This window comes from Streptomyces sp. NPDC051364 (genome assembly GCF_040682115.1).
GTDB lineage: Bacteria > Actinomycetota > Actinomycetes > Streptomycetales > Streptomycetaceae > Streptomyces.
Genome location: NZ_JBFBAH010000023.1, coordinates 80,062 through 107,035 on the forward strand (window position 1 = coordinate 80,062; position 26,974 = coordinate 107,035).

Annotated in this window: 32 protein-coding genes and 7 pseudogenes; 19 read left to right on the forward strand and 20 right to left on the reverse strand. The window is 70.7% G+C overall.

All coding sequences use genetic code 11. The annotated features are described in order from the left end of the window. The first annotated feature begins 366 nt into the window (after positions 1–366). A complete protein-coding gene (locus AB0M76_RS32550) occupies positions 367–921 on the forward strand; it encodes a superoxide dismutase family protein (RefSeq protein ID WP_365956344.1) in 555 nt (184 codons plus the stop codon). 63 nt (positions 922–984) lie between these two features. Here AB0M76_RS32550 and AB0M76_RS32555 read toward each other — a convergent pair whose 3' ends face one another. From AB0M76_RS32555 to AB0M76_RS32565, 3 genes and pseudogenes are all read right to left on the reverse strand, one after another. Then, positions 985–2,208, reverse strand: coding sequence for a M20 family metallopeptidase (locus AB0M76_RS32555; protein ID WP_365956345.1), 1,224 nt, complete (start codon positions 2,206–2,208; stop codon positions 985–987). Between the two features lie 22 nt (positions 2,209–2,230). Beyond that, positions 2,231–2,431, reverse strand: coding sequence for a DUF5988 family protein (locus AB0M76_RS32560; RefSeq protein ID WP_365956377.1), 201 nt, complete (start codon positions 2,429–2,431; stop codon positions 2,231–2,233). Between the two features lie 75 nt (positions 2,432–2,506). Beyond that, positions 2,507–3,196 (reverse strand): annotated as a pseudogene (locus tag AB0M76_RS32565) (TetR/AcrR family transcriptional regulator); the annotation flags it as partial. Between the two features lie 167 nt (positions 3,197–3,363). Between AB0M76_RS32565 and AB0M76_RS32570 the strand changes: the two are divergent. After that, a complete protein-coding gene (locus AB0M76_RS32570; RefSeq protein ID WP_365956346.1) occupies positions 3,364–4,602 on the forward strand; it encodes a saccharopine dehydrogenase C-terminal domain-containing protein in 1,239 nt (412 codons plus the stop codon). Positions 4,603–4,676: 74 nt separating this feature from the next. After that, on the forward strand, positions 4,677–5,150 hold the full coding sequence (locus AB0M76_RS32575; RefSeq protein ID WP_365956348.1) for a DUF2809 domain-containing protein: 474 nt from the start codon (positions 4,677–4,679) through the stop codon (positions 5,148–5,150). A gap of 13 nt (positions 5,151–5,163) precedes the next feature. Here the strand turns inward: AB0M76_RS32575 and sigJ are convergent, their stop codons facing one another. Beyond that, positions 5,164–6,126, reverse strand: coding sequence for an RNA polymerase sigma factor SigJ (gene sigJ / locus AB0M76_RS32580; protein ID WP_365956349.1), 963 nt, complete (start codon positions 6,124–6,126; stop codon positions 5,164–5,166). 179 nt (positions 6,127–6,305) lie between these two features. On the opposite strand from sigJ, the gene AB0M76_RS32585 reads away from it, so the two are divergent. Then, positions 6,306–6,710 (forward strand): hypothetical protein, encoded by a 405-nt coding sequence (locus AB0M76_RS32585; RefSeq protein WP_365956350.1) that lies wholly within the window; start codon positions 6,306–6,308, stop codon positions 6,708–6,710. Positions 6,711–6,755: 45 nt separating this feature from the next. Further along, positions 6,756–7,472 (forward strand): annotated as a pseudogene (locus tag AB0M76_RS32590) (phytase); the annotation flags it as partial. Between the two features lie 49 nt (positions 7,473–7,521). On the opposite strand, the gene AB0M76_RS32595 reads toward AB0M76_RS32590, so the two are convergent. Then, positions 7,522–7,926, reverse strand: coding sequence for an ArsI/CadI family heavy metal resistance metalloenzyme (locus AB0M76_RS32595; protein ID WP_365956351.1), 405 nt, complete (start codon positions 7,924–7,926; stop codon positions 7,522–7,524). Between the two features lie 153 nt (positions 7,927–8,079). On the opposite strand from AB0M76_RS32595, the gene AB0M76_RS32600 reads away from it, so the two are divergent. From AB0M76_RS32600 to AB0M76_RS32615, 4 genes are all read left to right on the forward strand, one after another. After that, positions 8,080–8,394: a metalloregulator ArsR/SmtB family transcription factor gene (locus AB0M76_RS32600; RefSeq protein WP_365956378.1), complete on the forward strand. Its 315-nt coding sequence runs from the start codon at positions 8,080–8,082 to the stop codon at positions 8,392–8,394. Positions 8,395–8,490: 96 nt separating this feature from the next. Continuing rightward, positions 8,491–8,910 carry an arsenate reductase ArsC gene (locus AB0M76_RS32605; RefSeq protein ID WP_365956352.1) on the forward strand — a complete coding sequence of 140 codons (420 nt, stop codon included), beginning with the start codon at positions 8,491–8,493 and terminating at the stop codon, positions 8,908–8,910. Between the two features lie 105 nt (positions 8,911–9,015). Continuing rightward, positions 9,016–9,186: a hypothetical protein gene (locus AB0M76_RS32610; RefSeq protein ID WP_365956353.1), complete on the forward strand. Its 171-nt coding sequence runs from the start codon at positions 9,016–9,018 to the stop codon at positions 9,184–9,186. Positions 9,187–9,265: 79 nt separating this feature from the next. Continuing rightward, entirely contained in the window at positions 9,266–9,802 is a 537-nt protein-coding gene (locus AB0M76_RS32615) for an NUDIX hydrolase family protein (RefSeq protein WP_365956354.1), read from the forward strand. A gap of 151 nt (positions 9,803–9,953) precedes the next feature. Here the strand turns inward: AB0M76_RS32615 and AB0M76_RS32620 are convergent, their stop codons facing one another. From AB0M76_RS32620 to AB0M76_RS32630, 3 genes are all read right to left on the reverse strand, one after another. After that, complete coding sequence (locus AB0M76_RS32620; protein ID WP_365956355.1) at positions 9,954–10,190, reverse strand: hypothetical protein; 237 nt, start codon at positions 10,188–10,190, stop codon at positions 9,954–9,956. A 400-nt stretch (positions 10,191–10,590) separates the two neighbouring features. Next, a complete protein-coding gene (locus tag AB0M76_RS32625; RefSeq protein WP_365956356.1) occupies positions 10,591–11,268 on the reverse strand; it encodes a response regulator transcription factor in 678 nt (225 codons plus the stop codon). Beyond that, on the reverse strand, positions 11,265–12,524 hold the full coding sequence (locus AB0M76_RS32630; protein ID WP_365956357.1) for a histidine kinase: 1,260 nt from the start codon (positions 12,522–12,524) through the stop codon (positions 11,265–11,267). The genes AB0M76_RS32625 and AB0M76_RS32630 overlap by 4 nt, the downstream gene beginning before the upstream one ends. 158 nt (positions 12,525–12,682) lie before the next feature. Between AB0M76_RS32630 and AB0M76_RS32635 the strand changes: the two genes are divergently transcribed. Then, positions 12,683–13,009, forward strand: a complete 327-nt coding sequence (locus AB0M76_RS32635) for a DUF4190 domain-containing protein (RefSeq protein WP_365956358.1) — start codon at positions 12,683–12,685, stop codon at positions 13,007–13,009. Positions 13,010–13,052: 43 nt separating this feature from the next. Next, positions 13,053–14,222: a serine hydrolase domain-containing protein gene (locus tag AB0M76_RS32640; protein ID WP_365956359.1), complete on the forward strand. Its 1,170-nt coding sequence runs from the start codon at positions 13,053–13,055 to the stop codon at positions 14,220–14,222. Between the two features lie 108 nt (positions 14,223–14,330). On the opposite strand, the gene AB0M76_RS32645 is transcribed toward AB0M76_RS32640, so the two are convergent. Next, the gene (locus AB0M76_RS32645) at positions 14,331–14,756 is read right to left on the reverse strand and encodes an RICIN domain-containing protein (RefSeq protein WP_365956360.1); all 426 of its coding nucleotides are present in this window, start codon (positions 14,754–14,756) and stop codon (positions 14,331–14,333) included. A 450-nt stretch (positions 14,757–15,206) separates the two neighbouring features. On the opposite strand from AB0M76_RS32645, the gene AB0M76_RS32650 reads away from it, so the two are divergent. Beyond that, positions 15,207–15,638, forward strand: coding sequence for an SSI family serine proteinase inhibitor (locus AB0M76_RS32650; RefSeq protein ID WP_365956361.1), 432 nt, complete (start codon positions 15,207–15,209; stop codon positions 15,636–15,638). 20 nt (positions 15,639–15,658) lie between these two features. On the opposite strand, the gene AB0M76_RS32655 is transcribed toward AB0M76_RS32650, so the two are convergent. Both AB0M76_RS32655 and AB0M76_RS32660 read right to left on the reverse strand, forming a co-directional pair. After that, complete coding sequence (locus AB0M76_RS32655) at positions 15,659–16,180, reverse strand: DUF3887 domain-containing protein (RefSeq protein ID WP_365956379.1); 522 nt, start codon at positions 16,178–16,180, stop codon at positions 15,659–15,661. Between the two features lie 192 nt (positions 16,181–16,372). After that, the gene (locus AB0M76_RS32660; RefSeq protein WP_365956362.1) at positions 16,373–16,795 is read right to left on the reverse strand and encodes a hypothetical protein; all 423 of its coding nucleotides are present in this window, start codon (positions 16,793–16,795) and stop codon (positions 16,373–16,375) included. A 1,011-nt stretch (positions 16,796–17,806) separates the two neighbouring features. Here AB0M76_RS32660 and AB0M76_RS32665 point away from each other — a divergent pair. From AB0M76_RS32665 to AB0M76_RS32675, 3 genes and pseudogenes are all read left to right on the forward strand, one after another. Then, positions 17,807–18,400: pseudogene (locus tag AB0M76_RS32665) on the forward strand (HAMP domain-containing sensor histidine kinase); the annotation flags it as partial. Between the two features lie 112 nt (positions 18,401–18,512). Beyond that, the gene (locus AB0M76_RS32670; RefSeq protein ID WP_365956381.1) at positions 18,513–18,617 is read left to right on the forward strand and encodes a hypothetical protein; all 105 of its coding nucleotides are present in this window, start codon (positions 18,513–18,515) and stop codon (positions 18,615–18,617) included. A 190-nt stretch (positions 18,618–18,807) separates the two neighbouring features. Beyond that, complete coding sequence (locus tag AB0M76_RS32675; protein ID WP_365956363.1) at positions 18,808–19,146, forward strand: hypothetical protein; 339 nt, start codon at positions 18,808–18,810, stop codon at positions 19,144–19,146. 80 nt (positions 19,147–19,226) lie between these two features. On the opposite strand, the gene AB0M76_RS32680 is transcribed toward AB0M76_RS32675, so the two are convergent. From AB0M76_RS32680 to AB0M76_RS32690, 3 genes are read right to left on the reverse strand one after another with little or no spacing between them, the layout of a single operon-like run. Continuing rightward, positions 19,227–19,721, reverse strand: a complete 495-nt coding sequence (locus AB0M76_RS32680) for an SRPBCC domain-containing protein (RefSeq protein WP_365956364.1) — start codon at positions 19,719–19,721, stop codon at positions 19,227–19,229. Beyond that, positions 19,718–20,155: a metalloregulator ArsR/SmtB family transcription factor gene (locus tag AB0M76_RS32685; RefSeq protein ID WP_365956365.1), complete on the reverse strand. Its 438-nt coding sequence runs from the start codon at positions 20,153–20,155 to the stop codon at positions 19,718–19,720. The genes AB0M76_RS32680 and AB0M76_RS32685 overlap by 4 nt, the downstream gene beginning before the upstream one ends. 3 nt (positions 20,156–20,158) lie before the next feature. Beyond that, the gene (locus AB0M76_RS32690; protein ID WP_365956366.1) at positions 20,159–20,533 is read right to left on the reverse strand and encodes a VOC family protein; all 375 of its coding nucleotides are present in this window, start codon (positions 20,531–20,533) and stop codon (positions 20,159–20,161) included. 247 nt (positions 20,534–20,780) lie between these two features. Between AB0M76_RS32690 and AB0M76_RS32695 the strand changes: the two genes are divergently transcribed. Continuing rightward, on the forward strand, positions 20,781–22,013 hold the full coding sequence (locus tag AB0M76_RS32695; RefSeq protein ID WP_365956367.1) for a tryptophan 2,3-dioxygenase family protein: 1,233 nt from the start codon (positions 20,781–20,783) through the stop codon (positions 22,011–22,013). A 56-nt stretch (positions 22,014–22,069) separates the two neighbouring features. On the opposite strand, the gene AB0M76_RS32700 is transcribed toward AB0M76_RS32695, so the two are convergent. Together AB0M76_RS32700 and AB0M76_RS32705 are read right to left on the reverse strand one after the other, a co-directional pair. Beyond that, positions 22,070–22,318, reverse strand: coding sequence for a hypothetical protein (locus AB0M76_RS32700; protein WP_365956369.1), 249 nt, complete (start codon positions 22,316–22,318; stop codon positions 22,070–22,072). Then, positions 22,318–22,527: a hypothetical protein gene (locus AB0M76_RS32705; protein WP_266670757.1), complete on the reverse strand. Its 210-nt coding sequence runs from the start codon at positions 22,525–22,527 to the stop codon at positions 22,318–22,320. Before AB0M76_RS32705 ends, AB0M76_RS32700 begins: the two co-directional genes overlap by 1 nt. A 207-nt stretch (positions 22,528–22,734) precedes the next feature. Here AB0M76_RS32705 and AB0M76_RS32710 point away from each other — a divergent pair, with 207 nt between their 5' ends. Further along, on the forward strand, positions 22,735–23,910 hold the full coding sequence (locus tag AB0M76_RS32710; protein WP_365956370.1) for a hypothetical protein: 1,176 nt from the start codon (positions 22,735–22,737) through the stop codon (positions 23,908–23,910). A gap of 59 nt (positions 23,911–23,969) precedes the next feature. Here AB0M76_RS32710 and AB0M76_RS32715 read toward each other — a convergent pair. Next, positions 23,970–24,284 (reverse strand): annotated as a pseudogene (locus AB0M76_RS32715) (amidohydrolase family protein); the annotation flags it as partial. On the opposite strand from AB0M76_RS32715, the pseudogene AB0M76_RS32720 reads away from it, so the two are divergent. After that, positions 24,284–24,714: pseudogene (locus AB0M76_RS32720) on the forward strand (alpha/beta hydrolase-fold protein); the annotation flags it as partial. The pseudogenes AB0M76_RS32715 and AB0M76_RS32720 sit on opposite strands and share 1 nt — an antisense overlap. Before the next feature lie 16 nt (positions 24,715–24,730). On the opposite strand, the gene AB0M76_RS32725 reads toward AB0M76_RS32720, so the two are convergent. Continuing rightward, a complete protein-coding gene (locus AB0M76_RS32725; protein WP_365956371.1) occupies positions 24,731–25,000 on the reverse strand; it encodes a hypothetical protein in 270 nt (89 codons plus the stop codon). A gap of 195 nt (positions 25,001–25,195) precedes the next feature. After that, positions 25,196–25,453, reverse strand: a pseudogene (locus AB0M76_RS32730) (ABC transporter ATP-binding protein); the annotation flags it as partial. A gap of 152 nt (positions 25,454–25,605) precedes the next feature. Here AB0M76_RS32730 and AB0M76_RS32735 point away from each other — a divergent pair. Then, a pseudogene (locus AB0M76_RS32735) lies at positions 25,606–25,978 on the forward strand (formyltransferase family protein); the annotation flags it as partial. Between the two features lie 112 nt (positions 25,979–26,090). Here AB0M76_RS32735 and AB0M76_RS32740 read toward each other — a convergent pair. Further along, the gene (locus AB0M76_RS32740) at positions 26,091–26,381 is read right to left on the reverse strand and encodes an amidohydrolase family protein (protein WP_365956372.1); all 291 of its coding nucleotides are present in this window, start codon (positions 26,379–26,381) and stop codon (positions 26,091–26,093) included. Positions 26,382–26,974: the final 593 nt, after the last annotated feature.

The window sequence follows — 26,974 nt, forward strand, 5'->3', positions numbered from 1 at the left end:
TCTTCCCCCGCTTCGGGGCTCAGCTCCGGGTAGCCGAGCCCGTACATCTCGGCAGCCCGGCGGTACTCGTCTGGAGGATCGTTCCTCCAGGGGGACCTTCGTCTGACCACGCGCCGCGGGTCGGATGACCGACTGACACGATCCGGAATCACGCGGCTGATCAGGCAAAAGCAGGCCGATACCCTGGAGACGCCCTGCGCAAGGCTGCGAGGTGGGCGAACATGGTCCTTGAGAAGCGCTGGCCGACACAACCGGACGATCTTGAGCTCCGGGCCGTGTAGCGCTTGATGATCCGGCACGCACATGGCTGGAACACGGGCGAAGGGGGGAGCCCCAGCGAGAACCCGTGGTGAAGAGGAGCAGAAGATGTCCTTGCTCGTTTCAGCGCTCACGGCCTCCCTGACTGTCGTCCTGCCCCTGGGCGTGGTCGCCGGCCAGGACGTGACGGTGGAGAGCTCGTTCCGGGCAGCCGACGGCCGGCCCACACACCAGGCGGTCACCTTCGACACGAAAGCGGTACCAGCCGGCAGCAAGGTCACTGTCACGGAGCGGGTCGACGGCGACGGCACCCACGTGGAGCTGCGGCTCCACGGCGTGGCGCCGAACCGGACGTTCGGCGCCCATGTACACCAGAAGCCCTGCGGCAGCAAGCCCAACGACTCCGGGCCGCACTACCAGAACGCCGTGGACCCCAAGCAGCCCTCGACGAACCCCGCGTACGCCAATCCCCGCAACGAGACGTGGCTCGACATCACCACCGACGGCCACGGCAATGGCGCCTCAGCGTCCACCCTGACCTGGCGATACCGTGCCGGCGGGGCCCGTTCCGTCGTGATCCACGAGCACGCCACCCACACGGAACCCGGCACGGCGGGCACGGCCGGCGCGCGGCTCGCCTGCATCAATGTGCCGTTCGAGTAGGAAACAGGGGACTGGGCTCGGGCCGGGCGCGGGCCGCGGTGGCCCGGGCGACCTCGTACGCCGTCAGCCCGCGAGGTACCGCAGTGCCACGGCTGCATGGAGGGACATACCGGTGGCCATCGCGTTCTCGTCGAACACGACGCGGTTGGAGTGGCAGTCCGGGGCGCCGTCGGCCGGGATGGAGGGTGGGCGGGCTCCGAGCAGGGCCATGGCCCCCGGGACGCGTTCGAGGACGTAGGAGAAGTCTTCGGATGCCATGACCGGGTCGGCCAAGTGCTGTACCGGAGCGGTGCCGAGGAGTTCGGTTGCGGCATCGCGGACCGTGGTGGTGAAGGCCGGATCGTTGTGTACAGGAGGGTAGCCTTGGGCCGGGTCGATGTCGGCCTCGGCGCCGTGCGCGGCGGCCACGTTACTGGCCACCCGTTCGATCACGGTGCGCATCCGCTCACGGGACCCCAGCGTCAAGGTACGGCAGGTGCCGTGCAGTTCCGCGGTCTCGGGGATGATGTTGGTGGTCGTGCCGGCCTGGATGCGGGTGATGCTGACCACCACCGGGTCGAAGACGCTGACCGTGCGCGTCACGGCAGTTTGCAGGGCTTGGACGATTTCGCACGCGACGGGGACGGGGTCGAGGGCAAGGTGCGGTGCGGAGGCGTGTCCGCCGCGGCCTCGTACGGTGATGCGGATCAGGTCGGACGCGGCGAACATCGGGCCGGGCCGCACGTGCACGGTGCCGGTCTCGAAGCGGGTCATGACATGCAGCGCGAACGCCGCGTCCACTCCGCTGCCGTCCGGGGTGTCGAGGACGCCTTCCTCGATCATGTACGGGGCGCCGCCTCCACGTTCCTCGGCGGGCTGGAACATGAACACAACGCGCCCGCGGATCTGCCCGCGGCGCGCGCAGAGCAGGCGGGCTGCGCCGATGAGCATGGCGGTGTGCAGGTCGTGGCCGCAGGCGTGCATGGCGCTCGGGATCTGGGAGGCGTAATCCAGGCCGGTGTCCTCCTGTTGGGGCAGGGCGTCCATGTCGGCGCGGAGCAGAATGGTCCGGCCGGGTTGCGCGCCGTCCAAGGTGGCGACCACCGAACTGAGCCGCTCCCCCGCGGTGATGCGCAGGGGCAGGCCTGTCAGGGCCTCGAGGACGGTCTGTTGGGTGAGCGGCAGGTGCAGGCCGAGTTCCGGTGCCCGGTGGAGGGTGCGGCGCACGTCGATGATGCCGGGCAGCAGCCGATGCGCCTCGTCGAGCAGGGTGTGCAGGCCGGTCGGCGGTCCGGTGAAGGCAGTCATTCGCACTTCTCGGCGCAGGCCGCTACTCAGCGATCTCCGTGCGCTCCCACCACTCGTAGACGGGGAGCCGGCCTTCTGTGCCGTTCTGGAACCGCGACGTGGCTTTGAAGTGTTCGTATCCGCCACGATGCGCAATCTTCAGATCTTCGCCCGTCGCGGTGACCGGTACGACCCGCTCCGGCAGATCTTCCGGCCCGCCCTCAAGTACCGCCATTGTCGTCATGGGTCCAGTCTCGCCAGCGGCCAAACCCCGCGCACCTCGACGCGCCGCCCCGCGCACCCGCCGCGTTGCCGCCTGGAGCCTTGCCTCCGCGCTTGCGAGGAGCATGTCCAGGGCGACCGGGTAGGCGCTGTGGTTCATCCGGGCGGCGAGCAGCCGTGTGGTGGCCGCGATGTGTGGGTACTGCTCGGCCGGCAGCCGGGCGTACGTGGACTCCCACTGCTGCTCGTCGGAGGTCCGGGATGTCTCGGCCAGGGCGAGGGCGCCGGCGTCGAGGGCCGCGAAGGCCAGGCTCTGGTCGATGAAGGCGTGGTAGATCAGGACCGCCTCGGGGTCGGGGAAGCCGGCGGTGCGCAGGATGCCGAGGACGGCCTCGTCGGCGGCGATCTCGCGGGGCCGGCCGGTCACGCGGCTGGCGGTCAGTACGGCGGCCTGCGGGTGGGCGAGGTAGGCGCCGTGGATGCGGAGGCCGAGTTCCCGCAGGTCACGGTGCCAGTCCCCGGTGGCCGCCCAGCCTTCGAGGGCCCGGCCGATCAGCTCCTCGCCGATGGCGAGGGTGAGGCCGTCCATGCCGTCGAAGTACCGGTAGAGCGTGCTGGGGTCCGCACCGAGGGCAGCGCCGAGCCGCCGGGCGGACAGTCCGGCGCTGCCGTGTTCGCGCAGCATGCGCAGGGCGGTGTCGACGATCAGCCGTTCGGACAGGACGGTGCCCTGCCGGGTGGGGCGCCGCCGCCTGCGGGCTTCCTCGGGGACCACCTGCTTCGCCATCGGGTGCCTTCCTCCGCCACGGACGTACGGTCGCCTCCGGACCGGCGGCCGTACGAGGGGCCTTATGCCGCTTATGCCAACACCATTGACCTTATCTCGCCGACCCGGCTTTCATCCCTCCCATGAGGCGCGGACCTGCGCGGACCTCATCGAGAGAGGGTTTCGTCATGCGTGTTCTGCTTGTGGGCGCCGGTGGCGTCGGTACCGCGATCACACGGATCGCGGCCCGCCGGGACTTCTTCGACCATTTCGTGGTCGCCGACTACGACCTCGCCCGCGCACAGGCCGCCGTGGCCGCGGTCGGCACCGGCACCGGCGCCGGCGCCGGGCGGTTCGTCGCGCGCCGCATCGACGCCTCCGACGAGGCGGCGGTGGCCGCACTCCTCACCGAGGAGCGGTGCGACGTACTGCTGAACGCGACCGATCCGCGGTTCGTGATGCCGCTGTTCGAGGCGGCCCTCGCGGCGGACAGCCACTACATGGACATGGCCATGTCGCTGTCCCGGCCGCACCCCGGCCGGCCGTACGCGGAGTGCGGGGTCAAGCTCGGCGACGAGCAGTTCGCGCGGGCCGACGCGTGGGAGAAGTCCGGCCGACTGGCGCTGGTCGGAATGGGTGTCGAACCCGGCCTGTCGGACGTCTTCGCCCGGTACGCGGCCGATGAGCTGTTCGACGAGATCGAGGAGATCGGCATCCGTGACGGGGCGAACCTGACCGTCGAGGGCTACGATTTCGCCCCGTCGTTCAGCATCTGGACGACGATCGAGGAGTGCCTGAACCCGCCCGTGGTCTACGAGCGGGACCGCGGCTGGTTCACCACCGAGCCGTTCAGTGAGCCGGAGGTGTTCGACTTCCCGGAGGGCATCGGCGCAGTCGAGTGCGTCAACGTCGAACACGAGGAGGTGCTGCTGGTCCCGCGCTGGGTGGACGCCAGTCGGGTCACCTTCAAGTACGGACTCGGCGAGGACTTCATCGCCAAGCTGAGGACCCTGCACGCGCTGGGCCTGGACTCGACCGAGCCGGTCACGGTGCGCAGCGCGGACGGCGCCCCGGTGCAGGTCTCCCCGCGCGACGTGGTCGCGGCGTGCCTGCCCGACCCGGCCACGCTGGGCGAGCGGATGGCAGGCAAGACCTGCGCGGGCACCTGGGTGAAGGGCACCAAGGACGGCCGGCCGCGCGAGGTGTACCTGTACCACGTGGTGGACAACCAGTGGTCGATGCGCGAGTACGGTTCTCAGGCCGTGGTGTGGCAGACCGCGGTCAACCCGGTCGTGGCGCTCGAGCTGCTGGCCGGCGGGGTGTGGGCGGAGGCCGGCGTACTCGGCCCCGAGGCCCTTCCGCCGCGCCCGTTCCTGGACCTGCTGACCGCGTACGGCTCCCCGTGGGGCGTCCGGGAGCAGAGCTGAGCCGGATCCTCCTCCCGTTCCGCGAGGCGGGGCCCGGTTCCGAGGCGGGTGGGCACGCCCGGCAGGATGGTCCCGTGCCTACTGCCCCCGAAATCCGTGACCCTGCTGCCACCGACCCGTTACGGACCCGACTCGCGGCGGCCGGAGTCGCGGTGGTGACCGTAGGCGCGGGGCTGGGGCTCAGGGCCGTGACGGCGGGGGACATCGCCAAGTACGGCGGAGACGCGCTGTACACCGTCCTGCTCCTCACCCTCGTCGTGGTCCTGGCGCCGAGGGTGACGCCCTTGCGGGCTGCCACCGGCGCCCTGGCCGCGAGTTGGGCGATCGAGTTCCTGCAGCTCAGCGAGATCCCCGGGGAACTCTCCCGGCGCAGTACCGTCGGCCGTCTCGTACTCGGCTCCACCTTCAATCCGCCCGACCTGTTCTGGTACGCGGTCGGCGCGGCAGCGGGCTACGCCGTCCACACGGCGCTGCGCTCCTGCCTCGACGCCGGGGGGCGCCGGGGGCGCCGAGCAGTACCGGACAGCACCCCGGGCGGCCATAGGTGAGTACCCCTGGAGCCTACGCGTCGCGGGGGTCTCGGCTCTCGGTCCACGGCCGGAGTTTCTCCGGGTTGCGGACTGCCCAGATACGAGTGACGCGGCGCCCGGTGAGGTCGAACGCCGCCACGGTCACGGTGACGCCGCTGTGTTGGGCGACGAGACCGGGCCGGCCGTTCACCGTCCGCTCCAGGAGCGTCAGCCCGGGGGCCTTGGCGGCGATGTGGATCAGGTACGCGGCGATGCGCTCGCTCCCCTCGACCGGGCGCAGGACGGTGCCGACCAGGCCGCCGCCGTCGGCGACCATCGTGGCATCGGGGTCGAGGAGATCGACGAGGGCCTCGATGTCCTTCGCCTCCCACGCCTCCTTGAAATTCCGTACCAGAGCAGCCTGTTCACCCGTCGCGGCGGCCGGAGCCCGCTCGGCGCGAATTCGTCGTCGGGCCGAGGACGCCAACTGCCGGCAGGCTGCCGGCGTCCGGCCGACGATCTCGGCGACCTCCGCGAACGGGTACCGGAAGACGTCGTGCAGGATGAACGCCACGCGTTCGGCCGGTGTCATCGCCTCGAGTACGACGAGGAAGGCCATGCTCACCGACTCGTCCAGGGTGACCCGGTCGGCCGGGTCGGCCGGCTCGGTGCTGCTGCCGCCCGCCGGCCCGCCGTGCCACTCCGTACGGTCGGGCAGCGGCTCGGGTATCCACGCGCCGACGTAGCTCTCGCGCCGCGCCCGCGCCGAGCCGAGCTGGTCCAGGCAGATGCGGGTGGCCACCGTCGTCAGCCAGGCACCGGGTGCCTCGATGGCCTCCTGCCGTTCGCGTGACATCGCGTACCAGCGGGTGTAGGTCTCCTGCACGGCATCCTCGGCCTCGCTCAGCGAACCGAGCAGCCGGTAGCCGAGGTTGATCAGGTGCCGTCGCTCGCCGACGAGCGCGCTCAGGCTCGACTCGGACCGGTCATGCCCTGGCTCGTGCGGGTTGTTCATGGCCTCGACCGCTCCCTGGTTCTTCGGTTCTTCTCGTCCGCTTCCGCTCTCGCCACTTCGGCGATACACCGCGCCGGATCCTGAGGTCGGGGCTTCGCCTCACATTTCGCGGGCCCACGTCGTCGGACCAGCGAGACACTACCGATCCATCGCCGCAAGGCAGAAGAGGGGACCGACTCATGGCCGCAACGACGACGGCGCAGCACCGCAGACTCAGGTTCGTGCAGGTGGCGATCGCCCTGCAGACCTTGGCCATCTTCTTCCAGGCCGTCACCGCCGGACTGCTGTTGTCCACGTCCCACGGCGAGATACTGCACGGCGTCGGGGCGCGTGTGATGTACGGCGCGTCGATGGTGTACGTGCTCGCCGCGGTCCTGGCGTGGCGGCCGGGCGGCGGCTCGCCCCGCCCCATCCTGTACTCGTCGGGCTTCCTCGTACTCGCCTCGGTACAGGTGGTGTTGGGCATCGCGCACATACCGTCGCTCCATGTGCCCCTGGGGGTCCTGATGTTCGGGCTGAGCGTGCTGGCGCTGGGCCAGGTGTTGTCCCCGCGCTGGTCGGGGCGCACCGGCACCGGCTCGTAGCCGCCTCGTCAACTGCTCCCGCCGCCGGCGGGACAGCGCTGCTGTGCCCTGGTCAGCCGCCGCCACGAGACGAGGCTCGCCCTGCTCGAACTGACCGCCGCCCCCGGCGGTACGGTCGGCTACCGCCTCGTGCGGAGCCTGGACCTGCCCTCCTCCTTCCGTCTGCCGAACGGCGCGTCCTGGAGCCCCTGCAGTGGGCCGGGCGAGCGGCCCCAGGTCGAGGGCATGGTCGTCGACCCCGCCGACGGCACCCTCTATGCCGGCCAGGAGGACGTCGGCATCTGGCGGATGCGGGCCGATCTGACCTCGGCGCCGGTGCTGGTGGACCGGGTCCGCGAGTACGGTGTCCCGGCCACGTACGACGAGGAGACCGAGGAGTGCACGCCCGGCGTCGACCCGGGCTTCGGCGGCCGCCGCCTGTCCGCGGACGTGGAGGGGCTGACCATCGTCGACGAAGGGGACGGTGACGGCTACCTCATGGTGTCGAGCCAGGGCGACAACACGTTCGCCTTCTACGACCGCGAGCGCAAGGACCACCACGAGTACGAGGGCGGCGTACGGATCACCGCGCGCTCGCGGGACCTCGACGGCTCGGAGGAGTGTGACGGGGCCGCGGCCCTGAACCAGCTCCTCGGCCGCGCGTTCCCCCGCGGCCTCCTCGTGGTCCAGGACGGCCACGACGCCCCCGAGGACGGCCCGCGCACCGCCACGGGCTTCAAGTTCGTGGACCTGGGCAAGGTGCTGGACGCCGTGGACGACTGACCACAGGGCGGGCCCGCAACCGGGCCCGCCCGACCCGGGCCATGGCGCGTCACGACACGCTGGTCGTCGCGATCGGCCCGACCCAGGCGGCGTCGGCCTTCACGACGTAGACCTCCCACGGCTCCTGGCCGGGACCTGTCACCCACACCTTGTCCTGCAGCGCGTAGCAGCAGGAGGTGTCGTTCTCCTCGAAGGTGGCGAGCCCGGCCTCCTTGAGGCGGTAGGTGGCGGCGGTGACCTGCTCGGTGGACTCGACCTCGACGCCGAGGTGGTCCAGCCGGGTGTCCTCGCCGGCCGGGCCCTCGATGAGGACGAGCTTGAGCGGCGGCTCGGCGATGGCGAAGTTCGCGTAGCCAGGGCGGCGCTTGGCGGGCTCGGCGCCGAAGAGCTCGGAGTAGAAGGCGATCGAGCCTTCGAGGTCGGCGACGCGAAGGGCGAGCTGAACACGGGACATGGCAGCCTCCCGGGATCCGGGTTTTATATCGACGGATATCGATACAGTAGCACTTGGCATTCGATAGACGACTGTCAACATAGACGCATGTCGAATCCGGAACTGCAGGTGCTCGGTCAGGACCAGGCGGCGGCCGTGGCGTGCTGCTCGCCGATGGTGCGCGAGCCGCTGGGCGAGGAAGCCGCCGTCGACCTGGCGAAGACGTTCAAGGCCCTGGCCGACCCGGTGCGGCTGCGGCTGCTGTCGCTGATCGCCTCGCACGAGGGCGGCGAGGCGTGCGTCTGCGACCTGACGGGCCCGTTCGACGTCTCGCAGCCGACGATCTCCCATCACCTCAAAGTGCTGCGCGAGGCCGGCCTGGTCGGCTCCGAGCGACGCGGAACCTGGGTCTACTACTGGCTGCTGCCCGCCGCCCTCGCCCGCCTCTCCTCGCTCCTCGATGCCCCTGCCGACGGACGCTCCGGATGACCGACGCGGCTCGGCTCGGGCGCCGAGCGGCCGTCCAGGTCTTCGCCGGCCGCTGATCCGCCCCGCTGCACCACCCGACCAGGAGGAACCCTCGCCGTGAGCGCTCCCGCTGTCCCGTCCGTACTGTTCGTCTGCGTCCACAACGCCGGCCGCTCGCAGATGGCCGCCGCCTTCCTCACCCACCTCGGCCAGGACCGCGTACAGGTGCGCTCGGCCGGCTCCGCCCCCGCCGACACCGTGAACCCCGCCGTGGTCGAGGCGATGCGCGAGGCGGGGATCGACATCTCCGCCGAGACGCCCAAAGTGCTGACCGTCGAGGCGGTGCAGTCGTCCGACGTGGTGATCACCATGGGCTGCGGCGACGCCTGCCCCTACTTCCCCGGCAAGCGATACCTGGACTGGCAGCTGGAGGACCCGGCCGGACAGGGTGTCGATGCCGTCAGACCCATCCGCGACGAGATCGAGCAGCGCGTACGCGGTCTGCTCGCCGACCTCGGCACCCAGGCCGCGCCATGAACACCTCCCGCGCAGCCGACGTGGGCAGGCGCGGTGCAAGGAGCTTCAGCAGCGGGGCCGGACCCGGCGGAGCCGGTCGTCCTGTGCACTGAAAAGATCCGGGACATGCCAAGTAGAACTGCCGAAGAGCTCCTTGCCGGCGTGCACGGCCCGACCCCCGAGCGCGCGCAGCGGATCGGTGACCGGATCGACTCGTGCCGGCAGCTGCGCGAGATCGTGGAACTGCACCCAGCCCGAACAACAACAACACAGAACACCGGCTCGGCCGTTCCGTAGCCACGACCGGCACGAAACTCCCGTATCCGAACCGGCCCGCATTCCTGCGGGCACCCCACCCGGAAAGTATGCTCAAACAATGTCTGACACGACCGAAACCACGCCCGGCTGGCTGACCACGGACGAGCTGGAAACGGCCCGGGCCCGGATGCCGATCCTGTACGTGGAGGCCGTGCCCGTACGTGTGGACGACAGCGGCGAAGTCACCAGCATCGGACTGCTGCTGCGCATCGGTCCGGACGGAACGGTCAGCCGGACCCTGGTGTCAGGCCGGGTCCTGCACCACGAGCGGGTCCGTGATGCGCTGCTGCGCCACCTGGAGAAGGACCTCGGGCCGGTGGCCCTGCCCCGTGTTCCCGCCTCCCTCCAGCCGTTCACGGTCGCGGAGTACTTCCCCACGGCGGGCGTCACCTCCTACCACGACCCGCGCCAGCACGCGGTGTCCCTCGCCTACATCGTGCCGGTGAGCGGCGACTGCCGCCCCCGCCAGGACGCGCTCGACCTGGTCTGGTTCAGTCCGCAGGAGGCTGCCTCGCAAGCCGTGGAGAGCGAAATGCCCGGCGGGCAGGGGGTACTGCTGAAGCAGGCACTTGCGCACGTGGGACACGTGTACTGAGCCCCCATGACGCCGTGTCCGCGCGGCTGCCGTGCCGGACGGCGCAGAGCGCGCGGACGCATCGCGGGCAAGACTGAGCCGACCCTGGACTGGACACTGCGCGCTGCCGCGGTGCCCAGCCGGGGCCGGCCGGTCTCCCGCCGGGCAGAACCTAGCGCGGGTTCCAGGTGAACTTGCCGCCTCCGACCCACCGGACCACGTCCAGGTCGTCGAGGTCGTGGATCACGATCCCCATCTCCGCGGCGAGCAACAGCACGTCGGTCATCGACATCGCCCTGCCGATGAACTCTCCGTCGACCTCCACGATGCGAAAGGGTGGGTTGCCGGGTTGAACGCCCAGTACGGTGATCCGCGCCGGGGACATGTGAGGTGTCGAGCCTTCGGTCATGCGGAGACGGTTCCATGCCGGGACCGGTGACGGGCGCGGCGACACGTTCCGAGGGGCCGATCGGTTTCCCTTTGCGGCGCCGTAACGCTGCCCGTGTACTGGTCGGCGCAGCCGCGGATGACGGTGGGGTCGGCTGCCAGGGGCGTCGCGGCGTGGGCGGAACAGGTGGAGCCGATCAGGCCGATCACGGCACTGGCCCAACAGGCGGCGGCTCGTGATCGGGAGATTCCCGTGGGCCTGCGGCGGCGCGATGTGGCGTACATGCGTTCCAGCCTCGACCTCAAGTTCGACACATGCGGCACGCCATCACCAGCCGATAATCAACGCCTCGGCAATTGGTCCACTCGTGGGCGGCGATGTGCCGCACAGGTCCACCGGACTCGGTCGCTCTCCGCTCGTGTCAGCCGGTGAACCCCGGCACCACCAGACCCGACTCGTAGGCGATCACCACCGCGTGGGTCCGGTTCTGGGCTCCCAGCTTGTTCAGTACGTTCCCGACGTGCGTCTTCACCGTCTCCAGGCTCACCGTCAGCGACTCCGCGATCTCCGGGTTGGACAGGCCGGTGGCCATCAACCGCAGCACACCCTCCTCCCGCCCCGTCAGCGCAGCCCTCGGCAACGCCTTCGAGGAGTGCAGCGGGCGGGCAGCGACCATGCGGCGCAGTGCCGCCGGGAAGAGGATCGCCTCCCCCGCCGCCACCACCCGCACCGCTTCCGTGATCTGACGGACCGGAAGCCTCTTGAGCACGAACCCGCTGGCCCCTGCGCTGAGCGCGGCGGTGACGTAGTCGTCGTTCTCGAAGGTGGTGATCACCACGACCTTCGGCGGCTCATCAGACTCGGCCAGCACCCGCCGGGTGGCCTCGATCCCGTTGCAACGCGGCATCCGCACATCCATCAGGACCACGTCCGGCCGTAGCCGCCGCACCTGTTCGACGGCCTCGACGCCGTCGGCGGCCTCCCCGATCACCGTGATCCCCGGCTGTACCCCGAGCAAGGTGCGCAGACCGCTGCGGGTCACCTCGTCATCGTCCGCGATCAGGAGTGTGACGGCTGCGCTCGTGTCAGAGCCGATCATGCCGACCACCGTACCGGCAGCCGGACCGCCAGCCGCCAGTGCTGCGGACCATGTGGGCCGGCGTCGATCTCGCCGTGCAGCAACCTCACGCGCTCGGCCAGCCCGGGCAGGCCGTGCCCGGATGTCGGGAAGGCACCCGGCCCCGAGCCCGCACCCGTGCTCGTGCTCGTGCCGGGGCCGGTCCGGTTGACCACGCTGAGCTCCAGTCCGTCCTCCGCGGCGGCCACCCGGACCCCGATCGGCCCGCCCGCCCCGTGCCGCAACGCGTTCGTCAACCCCTCCTGCAGTATGCGGTAGGCCGCCCGCGAGAGTGTCCCCTGCACCTGCGCCAACTCGCCAGACATTTCCGGCTCCACCACCGCGCCCGCGTGCCGCAACCGGTCGAGCAGCTCGGGCAGGTCGGCCAGGGTGCGGGTCGGCGCCGTCTCCGCCTTCTCCTCGCGCAGCACGCCAAGTACGTAGTCCAGGTCCTCCAGCGCGGCCCGGGCCGACTCCTCGATGCTGCGCAGGGCGGCCCGCGCCGCCACCGGGTCGGCGGAGAGCACCTCGCCGGCCACCGCGGCCTGGATCGTGGTCGCCGTCAGCGTGTGCCCTATGGAGTCGTGCAACTCATGGGCGAGTCGGTTCCGTTCGGCCAGCTGCAGTTGCCGCTCCGCCGCCAGCGCGAGCCGCTCAGCCGATGACGGTCCCAGCAGTCTGGGCGCCAGCCACCGCAGGGCGTTCGCTACCACCGCGCACACGGCCGCCGCCAGCAGCAGGCACCCGACTGCCGCGACCCAGCTCTGCCAGCCACCCTCCACCCGCACCGACCAGCCGAACAGACTCAGCCCCGCCTCGGCGCCGAGCCAACCTCCTGGGAGGACCAGGCCCGAAAGAAACAGCAGACCGCTCACCAGGGCCCCGGCCCACCCCAGTGCCACGTGCAGCAGCAGCCAGAGAGGAGTCCGCCAACGGCCGGCGCCGGAGCTTGCGGGCTGACGTGCAGTCACAGGATCCGGCAGCGGCACGCACAACAGTCGGCGGGCGGACGCGATCAGCGCCCGCCGTGTGATGCGGGCCAGCCCGACCACGCCGATGAGCGCTGCCCAGACCAGCAGGACCAGAACGGTCTGCACTGCCTCGGGAGCGGATCGCCACGCCAACAGCGGCAGCAGCGCGAAGGGCAGCAGTGGAAGGCTCGCCACCGCGCCGCAGTAGGCGAACAGCATGCCCGAGTACGTGGAGCCGCGCAGCAGCGGCCGGATGCCCTTGATCATAGTCGGCCAGTATGGCCGGGCAGCTCGCCGGTGACCTCCCCCGATCGAGGGAGTACTTTCTCCCGCTTTCCCGCGATGCGCATCCGAGACCCCGGAAGTCACGATCGTGCCCTGAGCAGTTGACCGAAGGACGGCTGATGAACACGCAAGGGACAGACATGTCGCCACATCACACGGTGTCGACCAACGGACTGGCCGGGGCGGCCGCGGTGCTGGGCGCTGTCGGCTTGAGCACGTCGGTCGTCTTCATCGGAGGCCCGCTCGGCGTCATCGGCCTGATCCTGGGCATCGTCGCCCTGAGGACGGCCAAGCGGACCGGCATAGGCCGGGGCCGAGCCATCACCGGCGTGGTGACGTCGGCCATCGCGATCGTGGTGTCCGTCCTCATCGCCGTCTTCGTGGTCTGGTACGCCAACAAGACACAGGAGTGCTACCAGCCCGACAGCCTCAGGCAATACAAGCAGTGCGTCCAACAGCAGCTGTAGCGCCGGATTCCCAACGGTTCCACGATTTCATAGGAGTTGACTCATGCCTGAGCAGGTAGCGCAGATGTTTCGTTCTTCCACGCGGCAGCAGGGCGGCCGGCGCGGAGCCCTGTCGGCCGCGGCCGCTGTGGCCGTCGGTGTCATGACGCTGGGCGCCCTGGCGCCGCCCGCGGCGTTCGCCGCCGCCCGGCCGGACACCGTCCAGCAGGGCCTGAACGCCCTGGTGCGCGGCGACGGCCTGCCCGCTGCGCTGGCGAGCGTCAAGGACCGTGAGGGCCGTACCCGCAGCTACACCGCGGGGGTGGGTGACCTGGCCAACGGGTCGAAGGTGCCTGACGACGGGCAGGTGAGGATCGGCAGCAACACCAAGGTGTTCACCGCGGTGGTCGTGCTGCAACTGGTCGGTGAAGGGAAGATCGGCCTGTACGCCACGGTCGACAGCTATCTGCCGGGCCTCGTACGCGGGGAAGGGTTCGACGGACGCCACATCACCGTCCGTCAGCTCCTACAGCACACCAGTGGACTTCCCGACTACGAAGCCCTCGTCGACGACGACATCCGTCAGCACCGCTACCTTGACCCCCGCGACCTCCTGGACATCGCCTTCCAGCGCAGGGCCGACTTCGCCCCCGGGACGAGCTGGGGGTACAGCAACACGAACTACCTGCTGGCCGGCCTGATCATCCAGAAGGTCACAGGCCGCCCCCTCGCCGAGGAGATGGACAAGCGCGTCATCCAGCGCATCGGGCTGCGCCACACCTATTTCCCCGCCCCTGGTGACATGGCCATCCGAGAGCCCCATCCCCGGGGCTACCACAAGGATTCAGCAGACGCGCCCCTGCGCGACGTCACGGAGATAGACCCTTCCGTGGGCTGGGCGGCAGGCCAGTTGATCTCCACCAATTCCGACCTCAACCGGTTCTTCACCGCGCTGCTGGCCGGCCGCCTCCTCCCGGAAGCCCAGCTCGCCCAGATGCGCACCACCGTCCCCATCGGGGACACCGGCGCCGCCTATGGACTGGGGCTCATGAGCAGGCCGCTGTCCTGCGGCGGTGTCTACTGGGGCCACGGCGGCGACATCAACGGATACGAGACCCGGGGCGGAGCCACCGACGACGGCCGCGCCGCCAGCGTCGCGGTGACCATCATCCCGCCCGACTACACAACCACGAAGCGTGTCGAGAGTCTGGTGGACACGGCCCTGTGCCGCTGAACCACGACGCACCCCAGCGCGCCGCGCATCAGCTCGGCCGGTGGCTGCCGGTCGAGCTGCGGCCGTGTGGTGGCCCGGCTGACAGGGGCCAGGCACCAACCGGCCTCCTCAGTCGATGGGCACTCCGGTCCGCAGGAACCAGCGGCGCGACGGGTGCGTGTCGCACGTGAACTGGACCAGCGGGAGGTTGTTCTCACGGGAGACGCCGCCCGCGACGGTCGCGCACTTGCCGGTCTGCAGGTTGATGATCTGATTGGAGGCGCTGCTCGATGCAGGGATACGCCAGCGGCGCGAGGGGTGCGTGTCGCAGGTGAACTGGACCAGTTGGAGGTTGTTGGCGGCGGATACGCCGCCCGCTACGGTCGCGCACTTGCCGGTCTGCGCGTTCACGAGCTGGAACGTTCCCGATATCCGTGCCGGGGAGGCGGGCGCGGTTGCCTGCGCGACCGCGGCATCGGGCAACAGGACGAAGCTCCCGGCGAGAAGAACGGTCGGCACCGTCAGAAGCCGACGCGCGCGGGTGTGCTTGCGCATGGGAGTGCCCCTCTCATGAGGGTGTGAGGGAGGTCAGAACACAGGGTGGCCGGCCCGAGGACGGTTCCGTCCTCCTGGGCTCAATGAACGGCTCTCCCACTATCGAAGCCCGCCCCCGGTGCCGCAACCGGTGACCGACCTTGGGCCGACGGATGCGGAACGGCAGTATCCGGTCAGCCTGGGTGGCCGTTCGATGAACCGCGCACGGCCGATGGCAGGTCAACGGCCTGCGAACGGCACGCCACGCCCGGTGTCACCCTCCGTCCGCGCGCGGTTGCGAAGGGCACACGCCCCACCTGAGCAGCCAGAACGACCATTCGGTCGCCTGCATTCGAACAAGGTGTCCGTAAATCGGTCATCGATGTGCACTCAGCCTTCGCACCAGAGAGACTCGGCAGCGTCAAGTCGACACACCGCAGCCAAATGCTGCATCCACCCTTTGAATTGAAAGTGAGTACTGTCGTGCGCTACCGCATCGCTGCTGTCTCCGCCGCCGCCCTTCTCTCCCTGACCGGCGCCACCGGCATCGCCGAGGCACAGCCCGCGAGCCTGTACGCCCCGTCCGCCGTGGTCCTCGCCGTCGCCAAGGGCGAGGACGCGGCCACCGTCGTGCGGGCGTCCGTCCTCAGCTGCGCACCTACCGCCCAGGGCACGCACCCCGACCCCCAGGCCGCCTGTTCGGCCCTCGCCGCCACCGCCGGCAGCCTCGACACGCTCCTGACCGCCCCGGACGCGAACCGCGCCTGCCCGATGCACTACGACCCCGTCACCGTCAGCGCGGACGGCGTCTGGAAGGGCAGCCGCATCTCCTGGCAGCACACGTTCTCCAACGCGTGCACCATGTCCGCGACCTTCAACGGGAATGCCGTCTTCGCGTTCTGACCGGCGGATCCGACGGGGGCTCAAGGCTGTCGGACGGTCAGCGAGATCGGCACACCCGGCTCGAGCAACCACAGACCAGCGACGCTTCCATCCTCGTGGAAGGACACGCGGAACTCCCCGGCCTCGCGTTCCATCCGCAGCGGCACACTGACCACGGTGAACTCGCCGGCTGTGACGTCCTTGGGATCCCCGTGTGATCGGTAGCGCCCGAACGTGGCCTGGTAGGTCTTCCAGGCCCCCGCGAGGGCGTCCGGGGTCAGTACCTTGCGCAGCGTCGCATCGAAGTGGGCTGTGGCCCCGGTGACGTTGCCGCTCACGATGTCGTCGAGCGTCTGGGTGGCGGTCCGGTCATACGGAGTCCGAGCGGCCGGGGAGGCTGCTGCGACCCGGCCCGCGACCGTCGTCGTGGCGGCGTGGGCCTGCATCGCGGCCGACGCGAAATCACTGGCCGGCAACAGCATGCAGGCGGCCAGCGCGACAGTGGCCACGGCCTGAACGAGTTGCCGCTCGCCGCTGCTGAACGTTGTGACGTTGCGCGGCATCAGAACCACGCCCCTCTCCGGCTCCGCGGGCAAGACACGTCCATCCTGCGCCCCTCGCTCTCCCCTCGCATGCCAGGGCCCGTCAGGCGGACGGGCTCACGCCCGGCTTGGGGGTGTTCTGACCTCGTTGCGGCAGCAGGGCCTTGCTACGGCAACACCACACCGCGATCCTTCAGGCAGCTGCTGAATGCCTCATGGCGCTGCTGTCGCCGCCGGGGCCACCGCCACGCCCGTTGAACTGCGGGCGCAGATCCGCACACGCCTGCGTCGCTTCCCTCCGCTGTGGGTCGGCCGGCGCCCCGCAGCCGGAGCCCCCGGATGCTCCACACCAGCCGTCGGCCCCGGCACCGGGCCCTCGGGTGCCGCGGGCGGGCGGCCGCTACCGCTCGGGCGCGGCGCCGCCGTGACGCCGTGCTGGGCCAGGCGCTGGCGGTACGCGTCCATCGCCTTCGCATTCGGCGACGCCGAGGCGGAGGCCGCCGCATGCACCGCGCCGGAACCGGACGAACAGCCCGCGAGCAGCAGCCCGCACGCCTCGAGGACCACGGCGGACAGGGCCGCCCGGAGCGCGACGGCGCTGCGCGCGGTGGACGGCCGGGGCCTGGTCCAGGACATGTCCGTTGCCTCCTCGGGGTGTCGGGCCGCCGGCGGCGTGGGCGCATCGGCGACCGAGACTGCACCGTACGGAGACGGGGGCGACCGGGGCGTCGGCTGGGAGTTCCCTGACAGCGGGCGGGCCACAGCGGCCCGGGGAGGTCGGGAGCGGGCGCAATACGCCTCTTATCACGCCCTGTGTTCGCTTCGTCCGGGAGTGGCGTTCCCAGGAAACTCCCAGGAAGCTCCCAGACCCTGCAGAGTACGGGCGGTCAGGACCCGGCTCCATGAAGGTGCTCCCACGGCGGCGCAGGGCCGTCCTGATCAACTCGGTGCTCGTGGCGGTCCTCGCGGGCGCCGGCGGCGCGTACGCGGCGGTGACCGGCGACAGCGGCAGTCCGGCGCGCAGCGGCGCACGGACCGTGGCGGTCACCAAGGGGCAGCCGCTCGGGAAGGTCGACGCGACCGCCGCGACGGAGACGCTCGCCCAGGCTCGGGCCGCACCGACCGCAGCTCAGGCCAACGCCACCAAGGCCGAGGCCGGACAGGCGAGTTCGGCGCCGAACACCGGCTCCTCGTCGTCGCGGGGCGGTTCCGCAGCCGCGCCCGCGCCGGCCGCCACGCCGACCGTCGACCCGGCGCAGCCGGCCCAGGCCCGCGCCCGGCTCACCCAGGCGCAGAACGCCGTGGACGCCGCGCAGCGCGCCCCCGACGGCACCGTACTGAAGGCACCCGCCGCCGGGACGGTGGCTTCCGTGTCGGCGAAGGCGGGTGACATGGTCTCCGATACCAGCGGCAGCGGCAGCGGCGGCGGTTCGGCCGGCGGCGACAGCGGTTCGGGCGGCAACTCCGCCTCCTCCAGCGCCGGTTCCTGGTCCTGCCTCTCCGGGTTCGTGGTGCTCACCAACCCGTCCGGCATGCAGGTGACGGCGAACTTCTCGGAGGCGGACGCTCTCAAGCTGAAGCCCGGCCAGGCTGCGACCGCTGCGGCGGATCGAGGAGGCGGCGGCGGAGATCTCCGCCGGGCGCCCCCTGTCGCACCGTATGCCCGACGCCTCGCCTCGTACCGAGACCGGCCGGCTGACCAGCGCTCTCAACGGAATGCCGGCGCAGATCGAGTCGGCGTTCGCGGTGCGCGCCGCATCGGAGGAGCAGATGCGGCGCTTCGTTGCCGATGCCGGTCATGAACTGCGCACGTCGCTGGCCGGCATCCGGGGGTTAGCCGAGCTGTACCGGATGGGCGCCTTCGTCGAGGAGGCGGACGTGAAACGGACCATGGCCCGTATCGGGAGCGAGGCGGTACGGCTCAGCGGTCTGGTGGAGGACCTGCTGACCCCGGTCCGCATGGACGAGCAGCGTCCGCTGGCGCTCGCCCCGATGGACCTGCGCACGCTCGCGGTCGACGCCCTGCACGACACCCGGGCGCTGGACCCGACGCGCGAGGTGACCTTGACCGGTCCGGGCGGCGTCGGCCTGCCAGGCCCCACACCGGTGAACGGTGACGAGGCTCGACTGCGCCAGGTGGTCGCGAACCTCGTCGGCAACGCCGTCACGCACACGCCCGCGGGTTCCCCGGTACGTATCGGGGTGGGCAGCGCAGGCGGCCACGAGGTGATCGAGGTGGCCGACTCCGGGCCGGGTCTCACGCCCGAGCAGGCGGCCCGGGTCTTCGAACGGTTCTACCGGGCGCCCCTCCCCCAGCCGACAGGCGGGCGGTGGGGCGGGCCTCGGGCTGGCCATCGCCTCTGCGCTCGTCCAGGCCCATGGGGGCGGGCTGGAGCTGGAGACGCCACCGGGCGGGGGAACGGGGTTCCGCGTCCGCCTGGAGCCGGCCGAACGCTGACCGTGCGGTGACTGCGCGCATCCGGACCGGCTGCCCCCCTGACCACACCCGCCGAACGTGCGTCAAGCCCCGAGCATCAGGGGCATGACCCGTCGTGCGTGCCTGGGGCCCAATGGAGACACGGAGCCCGCCACGGGCTCTCCCCGGGGGCCTCGCCCCCGAGGCCCTCTCGCACCACAAGGAGCACATCATGATCCGTACGACCCTGACCACGCGTCTCGCTCTCCTCGGCGCCTCCACCGCCCTCGCCGCAGGCGGCGCGCTGCTGCCCTCCAGCGCCTTCGCCGCACCGGCTGCGCCGCAGGTCGCAGCCGTGCAGACGGCACCCGACCACCAGGCGCACCATGCCGGCAACACGACGACGGTCACCGAGACGAAGACGTTCAGTCGCACACTGCCCGACGGCAGGGTCAGGGTCACCACGACCACGAAGGTCACCAAGACGACCAAGCACCACGGCAAGGTGGTCAAGCAGAGCATCACGACGACCGTGTCCAAGAAGACCCTCCCGGCGCCGCAGGCCGACTGAGGCAGCCACACGGAAACGTGGAATGGCCCGCAATCCCGTCCGGGGTTGCGGGCCATTCGTGGCTGCGTGGAACGGCGGCTCTAGCCGGCGGCGCCGGCGTCGGCGGGCCGGTCGGGGTCGTCGAGACTGTCGAGGAAGGCGGCCAAGGAGCGCATGATTCCGCCGCGCCAGCCGTTGCCCATCAGGGTGCGGGCGCGCTGCTGGAGGGGGTGGTCGGGGTCGAAGCCCTCGTGGTCGAGGAGGAGGCGGGTGCCGCGGCCCTCTGGGTGCAGGGTCCACGTGATGGTCCAGTCGACGTCGATGCCCTGGTCGGGGTCGGCGTCCTGCCAGCCGATACGGAGCATCCGGCCCGGCTCGAAGGCCAGCACCTCGGCGGCGATGGTCCCGGAGAAGCCGGTGGCCGGCATCGGGATCGCCTGCATGGTGTAGCGGTGGCCGACCTCCAGGTGGAAGTCACCCGGCATGAACCAGCGGGCCAGCAGCTCGGGTTCCGTCAGGGCCCGCCACACCTTCGCGGGCGGGTGAGGCAGGAATTGATCGACGTGGACCGCGGTCAGGTCCTCGCGTCCGGTCATGGAGCGTTCTCGTTTCCGTCGGGTGTGCGGGGCGGGGCGGGCGCGACGGTCGTACGGGGCACGGGACCGGGTGGGGACGGCTCGTCCGGCATCTCGTCCAGGAGACCGGCCAGGGCGCTGAGCTTCTCGCGCCAGAACCGCTCGTAGGGGTGCAGCCACTCCTGGACCTCCAGCAGCGGCGCCGCCTGGAGGCGGTAGATGCGCTGGCGGCCCGCCTTCGTCTCGGCGACCAGCCCGCTCTCGCGTAGGACCCGCAGCTGCTCGGAGAAGCTCGGGCGTGCCATGTCGAAGTGCGCTGCCAGCTCGGCGACCGGCTGCGGGCCCTGTTCGCGCAGCAGTCTGAGGACCTCTCGGCGTATCGGACTGGCGAGGGCCGCGAACACCCTGCTCTCCGCGTCTTGCGCCGTCTCGGCCGTGCCGCCCCCGCCCGCCACGGCTCAGAACCCTGCCGGTACGGGTGCGGCCAGGACCCAGGCGTTGCCGTCCGGGTCGGCGAACGTGGCCTGGCGGCCCCACGGGTAGTCCACCGGACCGCCGACCTCGACGCCGGCCTGGGCGAGTTCGGCGCAGTCGGCGTCCAGGTCGGTGCTCTCCAGCAGGGTCGCGGCCAGACTCCCCGGGGTGAAGCCCATCTCGGCGGTCGCCAGGACAACACTGGTCTGGGCGCCCTTCGGGGCGATCTGGAGCCACCGGATGGGGCCCACCGCACGGTCGGACACGACCTCGAATCCGAGGATGTCGACGTAGATGGCCTTGGCCCGGTCCTGGTCGGAGACGGGCACGGTCACGAAACGGGTGTGGGTGATGTTCATGCACACTCCTGCGCCATGTCAAGCCACGAATGTTCGAGCGAAGACGTACGGCCCTTCGATCATGCCTAGTGGGACCCAGGGCCCCGCCAGGGAAGCGTGAGGCTCACCACCGTCCAAGGAAGAGATGAGTCGCATGACTTCTGACTGCCGAACGCGATGCATTCGGGCGATATCCCAAGGCGGATGCCTCGGAGCAGATGCCGAGAAGAGTCCCGAGTCTCCGGCCCGCGGGACGTGTGGTTCACGCGTGGCTGCCTTCCGGGAGGTCAACCGCTGGGCGACCGGAGACGGCCTCACGGATGAACTCGACGGGATCTCCCTGGCGCGGGCCGTAACGGAACAGGCACGGCGCAGAGGAAAGCATTTTCTGCCGAAGAGGACTCTTGTCCAGATGACTGATGTTCGCAGCCGGAACACTTCAGGCCGGCCGTTTCTCGATGCATTTCTCCACTGCGTGCTCGACAAGCACGAAGGCCGCTTCTGGAACCGAAGTTATCTCGCGCTGCCGCTCCTCGAGCTCCTGTTGGACGAACGGCACTCCGCGCTGAGTCCTGACCGACTCGCCACGCTCCTCATCTCCGACGTCATACGGTTCGAGATCGAAGCAGTCGGCGTGTCACCCGAGGAGCCGGGCCGGGGCCGGCCGGATCCGACGACGCTGCGGAAGCGGCTGCGCCACGCTCTGCGGTTCGTGGGCGATCACGTCGGCGCGACGGACTCCGGTGACCTGTCCCTGCCGGCAAGGATGCCCGAATCCCGGATGGAAGACCTTCTCCCCCACCTGCCGCGGCCACCTGCGACGGACGCGGGCCGCTGGTTCGACGTATCCGTCCAGCCGGTGTACGTGGCGCACGACGAATATTTCTTTATCCGCGCCCTTCAGACCCACGAAATGGTCTTCACCACGATCTCGACGGACGCGCAGGCAGCTGTAAGGTCAATGCGTGACGGGCGCCTCGAAGCCGCCGTGCAGCGAGTGGATCACGCGACTGCGATGTTCGAGCGCGCCTCGGCGCTCTTCCGGATCGTCGCCACGATGCGGGCGGAGCAATTCTTCGCATTCCGGCAGTTCACCCAGGGCGCCAGCGCCATCCAGTCCGAACAGTACAAGCGCTTCGAGATAGCGTGCGGCCCGCCGACCGCCCCGCGCTTGCGGTCGGCTGCCTTCACGAATGTGCCGGCCGTGCGCGCCGAGGCCGAACATGCCGGCCATGACAGTCTCACTCGGGCCTATCTCGACATCCGCCGCGAGGGCGGATTCAGCCAGGCGGAATGGACTGTTCTCGATGCGGCACTCGGCCGGCTGGAAAGCAGGCACCAGCGCTGGAAGTCCACCCATCGCAGGCTCGCCGTGCGCATGCTCGGGGACGCTCACGGGTCGGGTTACACCAGCGGCGTCCCCTACCTCACCGAATGCCTGGACAACCGCCTGTTCCGGCAGCTCGGGGAGGTCTGCTCGAAGGCTTCCGCGACCGACTGACGAGGAGAGAACGCCTAGCCGCCGGTCACCTCGGCCGGCGGGACGGGCCGGGCGGCTCAGGCCTCGACGTACGCGACGAGGATCAGTGTGCCCAGCGCCGTCGGGACGTACAGGACGCGGACGCCGTCCTGCCGGTGTTCACGGACGGACCCGTGCTTCGACGCCACTCCGAGCTCCGGGTTCCGGGAGACGGCGACGAGCACCGGGTCGAGCCGCGTCCGGTCGCCCTCCGACATCCTCTCGATCTGCTCCTGCGCTACGTCGTAGAAGACGACGCGGGCGCGGCGAGGGCCGTGCTTGCTCATCAGGCGACGTTCGGGATGGAGGAGTTGTCGTCCAGCGGGGGCTGACCGAGGTTCTCCCGCAGGTCTTCCCACGGGACGACGCGCTCCATGTCGATGCCCTCGCCGGCCAATCGCTCGAGCACGTACGCGATCTGCGGATCGTCGGCCACCAGCTCACGTGCGTCGGCGCGCAGCGCATCCTGTTCCGCCTGGTCGAAGACGATCCGCATCGGGGCCTCCCGGTATAGGTACTGCCACGAGGCTAGCGCAGCACCCCAGCCGTGCGGGACCGTTCGGCCGGTCACCCCGCGCCCCGCGAGGCGGACCCGAAGGGGCGTCCACGGCCCGGGACATGGGGTGGGGAAGCGGCTGCCAGGCCTCTGACGAGGTGGGATACGTTGTGGCTCCGTTCGGGGGACGATCCATGGAGCTTGTACATGACGCAGAACACAGGGTGGGGCGGCCACGGAGGCGGCTGGGGTGGCACCCCGCAGTGGGGCGGCTGGGCTGCGGCGCCGGCGCCGCAGCCTGGTGTGATCCCCCTGCGGCCGCTGGCCCTCGGGGAGATACTCGGCGGATCCTTCTCGACCATCCGGCGCCACTGGAAGCAGCTGGTCGGCGTCATGCTGGCCGTGCAGGCCGTCGTGCTGCCGGTCATGGCCCTCGAGGTGGGCGCCGCCGTCGCCGTGGTGTACCGGCACATCGAGCCCGTCTTCGATCCGCCTTTCGGGACGGAGCCCACGGCCGAGCACGTCGTGCCGTTGGTCGTCGCCGGCAGCGCGCTGTTCGTGCTGCTTCTGGTGACGGGCGGGCTGGGCATGGCGGTCCTCACCGCGCTCTGTCCGGCGGTCCTCAAGGAGGCGGTGATGGGCCGCCCGACCACCTTCCGTGCGATGTGGCGCGCCGCCCTGCGGCGCACACCCGCGGCGGCCGGCACGATGCTGCTCACCGTGCTGATCGCCGGTTCTCCGATGTTGGCCGTCATGGCGGTGTGGCTGCCGCTGATGTTCTCCGCGGCCTCCGGGGAGATCTCCCCGGCGATGGTCGCCCTCCTGCCGCTGTTCCTGCTGGTCGCCATCCCCGTGACCGTGTGGCTCAGCACCCGGCTCGCCCTGGCCCCGGCCGCCCTGGTCATGGAGGGCGTCGGCCCGGTCACCGCGCTGCGCCGCTCGGCCAAGCTGGTCCGGGGCGAGTGGTGGCGGATCTTCGGCATCACCATGCTCGCCGGGCTGATTGCGGGTGCGATCTCATACCTGATCCAGTTGCCGTTCAACCTCATCGGCATGTTCGCGGTGATTCCCGCCGCGGCGGACCAGACCGAGGGGAGCGGCCCGACGTCCGGCATGATCACCGCCATGGTGGTGGCCTTCATCGCCATGCTCCTCGGCGGCGCGGTCAGCCAGATGTTCCAGATCGGATTCACCCAGCTCGTGAGCGGGGTGCTGTACGTCGACCAGCGGATCCGCCGCGAGGGCCTCGCCGATGCGATCCTCGCCGAGCTCGCCTCCACGGCTCCGACCACCGGCCCCGCGCCCGCGCCTGCGCCCGCGGCACCGTCCACACCTCCGGCACCGCCCACGCCCCCGCAGCCCGAGGAGCCGACCGACACCTGACGGGTGTCCGCAGGTCCCTCCCGACGGGTCCGACTGCCCGCCTGCACCGTCGGCTTGCCGGTCTCGCGACCGTCGACGTACGTCGCCACCACCTCGATCGCGCCGATGCGCGAGACCTCGACGCGCCGCGGGTCGTCCCCGAGGACGACCAGGTCGGCGCGTTTGCCCGGGGTAAGGGTGCCCGCTCTGTCCTCCCCGTGGCAGGCGTAGGCACCGGCGACGGGGTAGGCGTGCAGGGCCTCGTCGACGGTGATGCCCTCGTCCGGGCCGATCAGCTGCCCGGACTCGGAGGCGCGCTCGGCCATGAACTGGATGGCCCCCAGCGGAGAGCCGTCCGCCACCGGCCGGTCGGAACTGCCCACCAGGGTGATACCGGGACGAACTGCTGCCGCTGGTGGCGGATACCGGCCTGCCCGCGGACCGGGACCGGCTGGTGGTCGCCGGGCAGAGCCTCGGCGGGCTGAGCGCGGTGTACGCGGCGCTGGAGTTCCCGGACCTGGTGTCCCGGGTCGCCTGCCAGTCGGGGGCGTTCTGGTGGACCTCCGGCGCCCTGGAGCTCGCGGACCGCATGGGCGGCCCGGTCGGCGGCGCCATCGCCGCACCGCTGCCGGAGCGCCCGGACCTGTCCGGTCTGCGGGTCGCCTTCGACGTGGGGGACACGAAACGCGGATGCTGCCCCACTGCGAACTGGCCGAGGCCTTGGCCCAACAGGCCGGAGCGACCGTACGGGTGTCACGCTCGGCGTCGGGCCACGACCGGGCCGGCTGGCGGTACGCCCTCCTCAGGGACGTCGCCTGGGCGCTTCTAGAGCCTGCGCCCGCTAGGGAGCTGCGCTGCAGGCGGTCACCGCGGTCCCGTTGGTCACGCTGGCCTTCGTCAGGGCGGTCACGCAATGGTCGTGGTCGCCGGTCGACCCGGCCGTACACGCCGCCCGGATGGAGGCCGGGACCTCGCCACCGTGCAGCTCCTGCTCCACCTGGTTGATACAGGCCGAGACGTCCGCGTGGGCGGCGGGAGCGGTGAAGGCCGCGCCACCGAATACGAGGGTCAGGCCGGTGAGGACACCTGCGAGACGGGTTGACGTGCGCATGGGACGCACCTGCTCTCCGGGATCGTCGCGCGGCCCGGGACCTGTATGTGCCGGATCCGCGTGGGAACGGCGCCGAGCGCACACGGCCGACGTGCCGCGAAGGGCCCGGGCCCCGCACCGGACCGGCTCGGCAAGGCTTCCCCTCCTCGTTCGACGCTAGAGCAGCCCGCTGCCCTACGCACCCGCTGGGGCGGGTCAGCGGGCCACCGCCAGGCAGTAGTCCTCGTCGGTGGCGAGGAGGTTGCGATGGGTGTCCTCGGCGGTGATGACGCCCTCGTCCAGGACGAGGACGCGGTCGGCGGCGTCCAGGAGGGCCGGGCTGCTGGTGATCACCACGATGGTGCGGCCGCGGCGCAGCTCCGCGAGGTTGCGTGCGATGAGTTGTTCGGTGACCGCGTCGACGGCCGTCGTCGGGTTGTGCAGGACGAGGATGTCGCTGTCGGCGGCGGCTCGCCCGGGTCGAATCCGGTGTCGCGGTCCCGGGCGAGCAGGTCGTCGACCCCTGTGTCGGTCGCGAGGGTGAGTGTGCGGGCGTCGACCCGCCGGCCCGCCCCGAGCACCTGGACCGGGGTGCCGTGGTCGTCCGTGGTGAACCCGGCGCCCACCAAGTGGGCGTCACCGCGCACAGGATGAACGAGGAACTCGACGCCGGCGACATCGTGCGGCAGGAGGCGGTGCCGGTGGGGCCGACGGACACGGCCACCGACCTCTTCCACCGGACCGTCGACCTCATCGGCCCCGTCGTCGTCGGCGCGCTCGACCTCATCGCCTCGGGGCGGACGGAGTTCACCCCGCAGGACCGGGCGCAGGCGAGCTTCTTCCACAAGCGGTCCGTCGAGGACAGCCGGATCGACTGGACGTGGGCCGCGGAAGGCCTGGACCGCCTGGTCCGCACGCGTACGGACGGAGGACGGCCGGGAGCTGCCCGCGACCGAGTACTTCACGTCCATGGGCGGCTACCTGACCCACCGGCCCTGAAGCCCCGGCCAGCTGCCCCTTTGCATGCCCGCCCCGTGCGGGCTGATGGCAGGCATAGCCCCAGCGCCACTCCCGGCTGCTCCCCTACGGCCGATCCGAGCGCCCGGTGGTCTCAGGCGCGAGCAAGTCGGGGGATGAGGAGTTCGGCGTTGCCGCGGTTGATCGCGTGCAGCTGTCCGTCCTCCCAGTGGGGGTACGTGTCCAGCCCGTCGTCGAACCCGGTGGCCCACTCCTCGGGGAGCATGGGGAAGTCGCTGCCGTACAGAACGTGTCCGGGCGCGGCGAAGGCGGTCAGCGAGAGCAGCGATGCGGGGCCGGCCGAGATGGCGGTGTCGAAGTAGAAGCGCCGCAGGTCGTCCAGCAGGCCCTCGGGGGTGGTGTCGGGGTGGAGGCGGGCGGCCACTGCGTGCCTCCTCGAATACGGGTGCCTACGTCTGCGTCAGCCTGACCACATCAGAGGGGACGGCGGGTGACCGACGGGCCGGCCCCGCCCGGAACACGGACGAGGCCGCCTGGAACTCACCGGAACAGCCCAGCCACCGCACTCGGGCGGGTGCGGCACCCGCGGTACGGGTGAGCCGTAGCGGCCGACTGCCTCGGTGAGGGCTCCGGCTCTCCACTGTGCAGGCCCTGCGCCCGCGGACCGCGTACATGTTGAACATGGGTTCGATACTGCGAGCGGGGCGGCCCCTTCCCGCATCAGGGAGGGACTTTTATCAAGATCGGCACCCGGCGTCAAGCCACGTATTCGAGTGGCGTGACGCACACGCCCCCACACGGTTTATTGGAAGTACGCCCCCACCGGGGAAACCCCCGGAGAAACAAAAGGCCAATCAAATCCCCCGGCCTATCCAGCGGGGCGGTACACAAAACCTTATTCGTTGCCGAATGGAGAATTGCAATGTTCGAGCGTTTCCCGACCCGCCGCATCGTCCTCGCCGGAGCCTCCCTCGCCCTCCTCGGCGGCGGCATAGCCCTCCCCGCCACCGCCATGGC